This window comes from Pseudomonas sp. Ost2, assembly GCF_018326065.1.
Taxonomy (GTDB): domain Bacteria; phylum Pseudomonadota; class Gammaproteobacteria; order Pseudomonadales; family Pseudomonadaceae; genus Aquipseudomonas; species Aquipseudomonas gingeri.
In genome coordinates this window covers 5719582-5727500 of the sequence record NZ_AP021904.1, presented here as the reverse complement: position 1 = coordinate 5727500, position 7919 = coordinate 5719582, and the positions used below count along the sequence as shown (strand labels likewise).

Below are 7919 nucleotides of genomic sequence, written 5' to 3'. Positions count from 1 at the left end.
AGGAGGTTGGCTTAGAAGCAGCCACCCTTTAAAGAAAGCGTAATAGCTCACTAGTCGAGTCGGCCTGCGCGGAAGATGTAACGGGGCTCAAACCGTGCACCGAAGCTACGGGTATCACTTAGGTGATGCGGTAGAGGAGCGTTCTGTAAGCCTGTGAAGGTGAGTTGAGAAGCTTGCTGGAGGTATCAGAAGTGCGAATGCTGACATGAGTAACGACAATGGGTGTGAAAAACACCCACGCCGAAAGACCAAGGTTTCCTGCGCAACGTTAATCGACGCAGGGTTAGTCGGTCCCTAAGGCGAGGCTGAAAAGCGTAGTCGATGGAAAACAGGTTAATATTCCTGTACTTCTGGTTATTGCGATGGAGGGACGGAGAAGGCTAGGCCAGCTTGGCGTTGGTTGTCCAAGTTTAAGGTGGTAGGCTGAGATCTTAGGTAAATCCGGGATCTTAAGGCCGAGAGCTGATGACGAGTGTTCTTTTAGAACACGAAGTGGTTGATGCCATGCTTCCAAGAAAAGCTTCTAAGCTTCAGGTAACCAGGAACCGTACCCCAAACCGACACAGGTGGTTGGGTAGAGAATACCAAGGCGCTTGAGAGAACTCGGGTGAAGGAACTAGGCAAAATGGCACCGTAACTTCGGGAGAAGGTGCGCCGGTGAGGGTGAAGGACTTGCTCCGTAAGCTCATGCCGGTCGAAGATACCAGGCCGCTGCGACTGTTTATTAAAAACACAGCACTCTGCAAACACGAAAGTGGACGTATAGGGTGTGACGCCTGCCCGGTGCCGGAAGGTTAATTGATGGGGTTAGCTAACGCGAAGCTCTTGATCGAAGCCCCGGTAAACGGCGGCCGTAACTATAACGGTCCTAAGGTAGCGAAATTCCTTGTCGGGTAAGTTCCGACCTGCACGAATGGCGTAACGATGGCGGCGCTGTCTCCACCCGAGACTCAGTGAAATTGAAATCGCTGTGAAGATGCAGTGTATCCGCGGCTAGACGGAAAGACCCCGTGAACCTTTACTATAGCTTTGCACTGGACTTTGAATTTGCTTGTGTAGGATAGGTGGGAGGCTTTGAAGCGTGGACGCCAGTTCGCGTGGAGCCATCCTTGAAATACCACCCTGGCAACTTTGAGGTTCTAACTCAGGTCCGTTATCCGGATCGAGGACAGTGTATGGTGGGTAGTTTGACTGGGGCGGTCTCCTCCTAAAGAGTAACGGAGGAGTACGAAGGTGCGCTCAGACCGGTCGGAAATCGGTCGTAGAGTATAAAGGCAAAAGCGCGCTTGACTGCGAGACAGACACGTCGAGCAGGTACGAAAGTAGGTCTTAGTGATCCGGTGGTTCTGTATGGAAGGGCCATCGCTCAACGGATAAAAGGTACTCCGGGGATAACAGGCTGATACCGCCCAAGAGTTCATATCGACGGCGGTGTTTGGCACCTCGATGTCGGCTCATCACATCCTGGGGCTGAAGCCGGTCCCAAGGGTATGGCTGTTCGCCATTTAAAGTGGTACGCGAGCTGGGTTTAGAACGTCGTGAGACAGTTCGGTCCCTATCTGCCGTGGACGTTTGAGATTTGAGAGGGGCTGCTCCTAGTACGAGAGGACCGGAGTGGACGAACCTCTGGTGTTCCGGTTGTCACGCCAGTGGCATTGCCGGGTAGCTATGTTCGGAAAAGATAACCGCTGAAAGCATCTAAGCGGGAAACTTGCCTCAAGATGAGATCTCACTGGAACCTTGAGTTCCCTGAAGGGCCGTCGAAGACTACGACGTTGATAGGCAGGGTGTGTAAGCGCTGTGAGGCGTTGAGCTAACCTGTACTAATTGCCCGTGAGGCTTGACCATATAACACCCAAGCAATCTGCTGCTTTGAGCTGAAAGGCGAAAGAGACCAGATTGCGGTGTATGAAGACGAAACGAACCGAAAGTTTGCGGCTCACAAAACACCGAATATCGATCACATACCCGATTTGCTGAAGCGCGGCCTCAAGGCCACGACTCGGTACCCGAATTTCTTGACGACCATAGAGCATTGGAACCACCTGATCCCATCCCGAACTCAGCAGTGAAACGATGCATCGCCGATGGTAGTGTGGGGTTTCCCCATGTGAGAGTAGGTCATCGTCAAGATTAAATTCCGAAACCCCAATTGCGAAAGCAGTTGGGGTTTTGTTTTTGCGCCGCGGAAAACCCGCGGTGATGAGGTCCTTGAGTCCTGCGGGGATCTGGCGGCCGCCATCGCCGGCAAGCCGGCTCCCACAGGGGGGCGTGGATGAGGCTGTCTCTGCGGCGTTCCGGCAAGCGTGCTCCCACAGGGGGGCGGGGGATGAGGCCGTCTCTGCGGCGTCCCGGCAAACTGGCTCTCACAGGGGGCGGGGATGAGCTATCTCTGTGGCTTAATTCCATGCCCACACCCTCAGGTTTAGCCTCGGGCGGGCGATATCCTGATCAGCTATACATAAAACACCAGCAGTCCCTGGGTAGCCCTGAATCGAAGAACGGTGCACAAGCTGCTCAACGGAACCCCGGGTTGGTGTAAAATTGTTTGATGGCATTTTGACTCTATTTATTATCTGCACGCGAAAGTGGCAGTGAGGCTGGACCCGCTCTTGTGATTGTCCCCGGGCCCATCTTCTATTTCCCATGACAGGAATCTCGATGCTGGCGTATCACCAAAAAAGCTTTCTGATCGTCGACGATTTCTCCGATTTTCGCAGTTCAGTCAGGTCCATGCTGCGCGAGTTGGGCGTCAAGGAAGTGGACACCGCCGACACCGGGGAGCAGGCCCTGCGCATGTGTGCGCAGAAGCGCTACGATTTTGTCCTGCATGATTACCATCTCGGTGATGGCAGGAAGAATGGGCAGCAGGTGCTTGAAGACCTGATGGTCGACAAGCTGATCAGCCATGAAAGCGTGTTCGTCATGGTCACCGCGGAAAGCAGCCAGGCCATGGTACTCAGTGCCCTGGAACACGAGCCCGACGCCTACCTGACCAAGCCGTTCAACCGTGCCAGCCTTGCCCAGCGCCTGGAGAAGCTGGTCCAGCGCAAGAACCTGCTCAAGCCGATCATGCAGGCACTCGACCGTGACAAACCGGCCGAAGTGCTGGCTGCCTGTACCCGCCTGACCCAGCAGGACACCCGTTTCGCACCGCTGTGCCTGCGCTATCGCGCCGACGCCATGCGCGCACTCAACCAGAATGAGCCACTGGAACGCTTCCTCAATGGCATCCTCAACGATCGTCCGCTGCCATGGGCTTATGCGATGCTCGGGCAACTGCTCTACAAGCGCGGCCAGATCACTCAGGCCCGGGAACTCTACGAAACCGCGCTCAAGGCCTTTCCGATGATGCCGGCGCTGTACGACGGGCTCGCCGATGTGCTGATGCAGCAGGGCGATACCCGGCGTGCCCAGAGCGTGCTGGAGGAGGCTGTACGGTTGTCCCCGCTGGCGGTACGCCGGCAGTCGTTGTTGGGCAAGCTGGCCATGGCCAACGAGGATTTCGAGAGTGCATCGAAAGCCTATCGCCAGGCCGTGTCCCAGGGCGAGCAATCACGCTTCAAGGATCCCGAAAGCAATCTCGGCCTGGCCCATGCCTTGATCAGCAAGGGCAGCGAGCGGGGCCTGGATACACGTACGCGGCTGGAGATCAACCAGACCCTCAGCGCGGTCGCCAAGGAAAACGCCAACGATCCGGGACTGCAGGTGCGTGCGCGCCTGATGAAGGCCACCAGCCTGCTGCTCAATGATGCCGAAACCGCCGACAAGCTCACCGAGCAGGCGATGGCGCGTCTTGAGGGAATGGAGAACTTCATGAGTGCCGAGGCGGCCTTGCTGGTAGCCAAGCAACTGCAGCAGTTGGGCCAGGTCGATGCCGGTGCCTCGATGCTCAAGAACTGCGTGGAGATCTACGGTGACGATCCTGCTGTGATGAAAGGGATCGCCAAACTGACCGACGACCCGGAGATCCTCGGCAGCGGCAAGGCCGCGATCGATCTCAACGTGCAGGGCGTGCGCAGCTACAAGGGCGGCAACCTGGAAGAGGCGCAGGACCTGTTCCGGCGCGCCCTGGCGCTGCAACCGAAGAATATCAGTATCGCCCTCAACGCCGCGCAGGCCCTGTTGGTGAACGCGCAGAAGACTGCCGACGCCGCGATCCTCGAAGAGTGTCGTGCCTGCCTGAAAATGGTCGGCAAGATGCCCGACACCGATCCACGTTATGAGAGGTATCAGAAATTGCGCATCCGGGCGTTCGGCGAATGAGTGGCGATGACCAGGGGCTGGATTTTTCCACGGTAATCGCCTCGACCGTGCACGATATGAAGAACTCGCTGGCGATGCTGATGCAAGCCCATGGCCAGTGGCAAAGCCGCCTGCCCGCGAGTCAGCGCGAGGTCCCCGAGCACGGGGTCATCGAGTATGAGTTCGCTCACCTCAACAGCATGCTGGTACAACTGCTGGGCCTGTACAAGCTGGGAGTCAATCAGCTACCGCTGCGCCCCGACTACCATGAAATGGACGATTTCATCGAGGCGCAACTGGCGTGCCGTCAGGAAGTCCTGAGCAGTCGCGGGATTGTCGCCAGCTACGAGGTCGACGATTTCAGCCCGCTGGGTTTCTTCGACCGGGAGCTGATCGGCTCGGTCGTTGGTAATATCGTCACCAATGCCATTCGCTATGCCTGTCATGCCTTGCTGATCGGTGTGCGTGAAGAGGGCGAACAACTGGTAGTGACCATCAATGACGATGGTCCGGGCTACCCGGCACAGATGCTCGAGCGGCAGGCGGACTATGTGCAGGGCATCAACCCCACCACGGGCAGTACCGGCCTGGGTCTGTATTTCGCGGCACGTATTGCCGCCCTGCACGAGCGCAACGGCGTGCGCGGGCGAATCGAGATCGGCAATGGCGGCACCCTCGGCGGTGCATTGTTCAGCCTCTATCTTCCCTGAACCAGGCTTTTTCCTCGCCCCTGCTTGAAATCCCGAACAGGTGGTGCGTATTTTGTACGGGACGCCGTTCACGGCTTGTACAACAACAAGGATTGAGTCATGACGACCGATGGCCAGAGTTCACTCGCGCAGCGATTGACCGGCATTGATGAGATTGAATGTGTCACGCCCGACCTCAATGGCGTACCGCGCGGCAAGGTAATGACCGCCGAAGGTTTCCTCGAGGGACGGCGTTTGCAGATGGCCCGCGGGGTGCTGTTGCAGTGCATCATGGGCGGTTACCCTCCCGCGCGTTTTTACGGCAGCGACGATGGCGACCTGGCCCTCAATGCCGATCCGCAGCAGATCCATCGCCTGCCCTGGAGCCAGCAGCCCCGTGCCCTGGCGATCTGCGACGCGGACGAACTGACGGGTGAGAGCTCCCGTCTGTCGACCCGTGGTCAGCTCAAGGCGGTCATCGCCCGCTATGCGGCGCGTGGCCTGGCGCCAGTAGTGGCGACCGAGCTGGAGTTCTTTGTCTTCGCGCCCAATACCGATCCGAGCCAACCCTTCCTGCCGCCCGTGGGCCTCGATGGTCGTCGCGAGGACGGTCATTCGGCCTTCAGCGTCAGTTCCAATAACGGCTTGCGGCCGTTTTTCAGCGAGGTCTATGCGTGCATGGCGGCGCTCGGTCTGCCGCGTGACACCTTCATGCATGAAATGGGCGTCAGCCAGTTCGAGATCAACCTGTTGCATGGTGATCCGCTGTTGCTGGCCGACCAGACCTTCCTGTTCAAGCACCTGCTCAAGGAAGTGGCCCTCAAGCATGGCCTGACCGTGGTCTGCATGGCCAAGCCATTGGCGAAGACACCGGGCAGCTCGATGCATATTCACCAGAGCGTGGTGGAAATTGGCAGCGGGCGAAATGTCTTCAGCGATGCCGCCGGGGAACCGACCGCTATGTTCCGCCACTTTATCGGTGGGCAGCAGGCGGGCATGGCGGACTTCACCGCGCTGTTCGCGCCGAACGTGAATTCCTACCAGCGCCTGTGCCACCCGTTCGCTTCACCGAACAATGCCTGCTGGTCCCACGACAACCGGGCCGCCGGCCTGCGCATTCCGGCCAGCTCGCCGGTGGCGCGGCGGGTGGAAAACCGCCTGCCGGGAGCGGATGCCAATCCCTACCTGGCAATCGCCGCGAGCCTGGCCGCCGGGTTGCACGGGATCGAACAGAAACTGGAGCCGACGGCCGCGATCCAGGGCGAATTCGAGGTTCCGGATTCTTTGTCGCTGCCATGTACCTTGCACGCTGCTCTGGAGCGTCTGAAACGTAGCCAGTTGGCGAAGGATCTGTTCGGCAAGGAGTTCATCGAAGGCTACATCGCTTCGAAGACCATGGAGCTGACCAGTTTCCTGGACGAAATTACTCCCTGGGAAAGGCGTGTCCTGGCCGCCCAGGCTTAGGCTCCAAGCGCTGTAAAAGCAATGCGCGTGGAAATACTGCGTTGAAAACGGACCTGTATTTCCTGTGCTCGCTACGTTTTTACAGCGCCTGGCTTTATAGTCGGGCTATCTTCTCGGGTAGTCCGAAACCTCATTCAAGGAGCCGCTCGGAACGCCGATGCGCCATATCTGGAAATCCTTTCGAGCGCTTTATTTCGCCTCGCTGATGATGTTGATCGGCTCGGGTCTTCTCAGTACCTACCTGGCCTTGCGCCTGGCGGCCGACCATGTCGACGGCCTGTGGGTCGGTGCCCTGATGGCGGCCAACTACTTCGGCCTGGTGCTGGGGGGCAAGATCGGCCACCGGCTGATTGCACGGGTCGGACATATCCGTGCCTACGCCACCTGCGCCGGGATCGTCGGCGCGGCGGTGCTGGGCCATGGGTTGATCGATTGGCTGCCGGCCTGGCTGTTCCTGCGGATGATCGTGGGCCTGGGCATGATGTGCCAGTACATGGTCATCGAAAGCTGGCTGAACGAGCAGGCCGAGGCCAAGCAGCGCGGGGTGGTGTTCAGCGGCTACATGATCGCCTCCTACCTTGGCCTGGTGCTGGGGCAACTGATCCTGGTCATGCACCCGGCCCTCGGGCTTGAACTGCTGATGCTGGTCGCGCTGTGCTTCGCGCTGTGCCTGGTGCCGGTGGCGATGACCCGGCGCATTCACCCGGCGCCCCTGCATCCGGCGCCGCTGGAACCACGCTTTTTCATGAAGCGGGTGCCGCAGTCCCTGACCACGGTGATGGGCGCGGGGATCATCGTCGGCTCCTTCTATGGCCTGGCGCCGCTCTATGCCTCCCAGCAGGGGCTTTCCACCGAGCAGGTCGGTCTGTTCATGGGGTGCTGCATCTTTGCCGGCTTCCTGGTGCAGTGGCCGCTGGGCTGGCTCTCCGATCGCTATGATCGGGCCGTGCTGATCCGCAGCGTCGCTTTCCTGCTGGCCCTGGCCTCCTTGCCGCTGGCGGTATTCTCCACGGCGCCGCTGGAAGTGCTGTTTATCTCCGGGTTCGTGGTGTCGCTGTTGCAGTTCTGCCTGTATCCGCTGGCGGTAGCCTTTTCCAACGACCATATCGAGGGCGATCGACGGGTGTCCCTGACGGCCATGTTGCTGATGACCTACGGTATCGGTGCGAGCATGGGGCCGCTGGCGGCGGGTATCCTGATGAAGCTGTTCGGCAGCCATATGCTCTACGCGTTCTTCAGTTTCTTCGCGTTGATCCTGGTCTGGCGTATCCGGCCGAAGGCCGTGACCAACCTGCACCAGGTCGAAGATGCGCCGTTGCAGCACGTGGTCATGCCCGAAGCCATGTCGCCCCTGGGGGCGGCCCTCGATCCACGGGTCGACGAGCAGATCGTGCTGGATCAGATGTGCGACAGCGTGGTGCCCCCGGCGCCAGAGCCCGAGGTGGTTGCCGAGGTCGATGAGTCGGACCCGGAGCCGGCGCACAAATCGAGCAACTGATAGCACTGATGAAAAAAACGGGC

The 7919-nt window shown here is 59.1% G+C and carries 4 protein-coding genes and 2 rRNA genes (1 of these 6 running past the window's edge); all 6 read left to right on the top strand.

What is annotated here, in order from left to right:
* Positions 1-1848 (top strand): 23S ribosomal RNA (locus tag KI243_RS25235); it begins 1043 nt to the left of the window's first position.
* Between the two features lie 169 nt (positions 1849-2017).
* A 5S ribosomal RNA gene (gene rrf, locus KI243_RS25230) occupies positions 2018-2133 on the top strand.
* A 528-nt stretch (positions 2134-2661) separates the two neighbouring features.
* On the top strand, positions 2662-4266 hold the full coding sequence (locus KI243_RS25225; protein WP_212810034.1) for a tetratricopeptide repeat-containing response regulator: 1605 nt from the start codon (positions 2662-2664) through the stop codon (positions 4264-4266).
* Positions 4263-4955, top strand: coding sequence for a HAMP domain-containing sensor histidine kinase (locus KI243_RS25220; protein ID WP_017124033.1), 693 nt, complete (start codon positions 4263-4265; stop codon positions 4953-4955). Before KI243_RS25225 ends, KI243_RS25220 begins: the two co-directional genes overlap by 4 nt.
* Positions 4956-5156: 201 nt before the next feature.
* Positions 5157-6398, top strand: coding sequence for a glutamine synthetase family protein (locus tag KI243_RS25215; RefSeq protein ID WP_177088230.1), 1242 nt, complete (start codon positions 5157-5159; stop codon positions 6396-6398).
* Between the two features lie 157 nt (positions 6399-6555).
* Positions 6556-7896 (top strand): MFS transporter, encoded by a 1341-nt coding sequence (locus KI243_RS25210; protein ID WP_017124031.1) that lies wholly within the window; start codon positions 6556-6558, stop codon positions 7894-7896.
* Positions 7897-7919 lie beyond the last annotated feature (23 nt).

What these genes read in the sequence shown, in the direction of transcription:
- KI243_RS25225 (WP_212810034.1), top strand. Translation starts at nt 2,662, where the DNA reads ATGCTGGCGTATCACCAAAAAAGCTTTCTGATCGTCGACGATTTCTCC.
- KI243_RS25220 (WP_017124033.1), top strand. Translation starts at nt 4,263, where the DNA reads ATGAGTGGCGATGACCAGGGGCTGGATTTTTCCACGGTAATCGCCTCG.
- KI243_RS25215 (WP_177088230.1), top strand. Translation starts at nt 5,157, where the DNA reads ATGACCGCCGAAGGTTTCCTCGAGGGACGGCGTTTGCAGATGGCCCGC.
- KI243_RS25210 (WP_017124031.1), top strand. Translation starts at nt 6,556, where the DNA reads ATGCGCCATATCTGGAAATCCTTTCGAGCGCTTTATTTCGCCTCGCTG.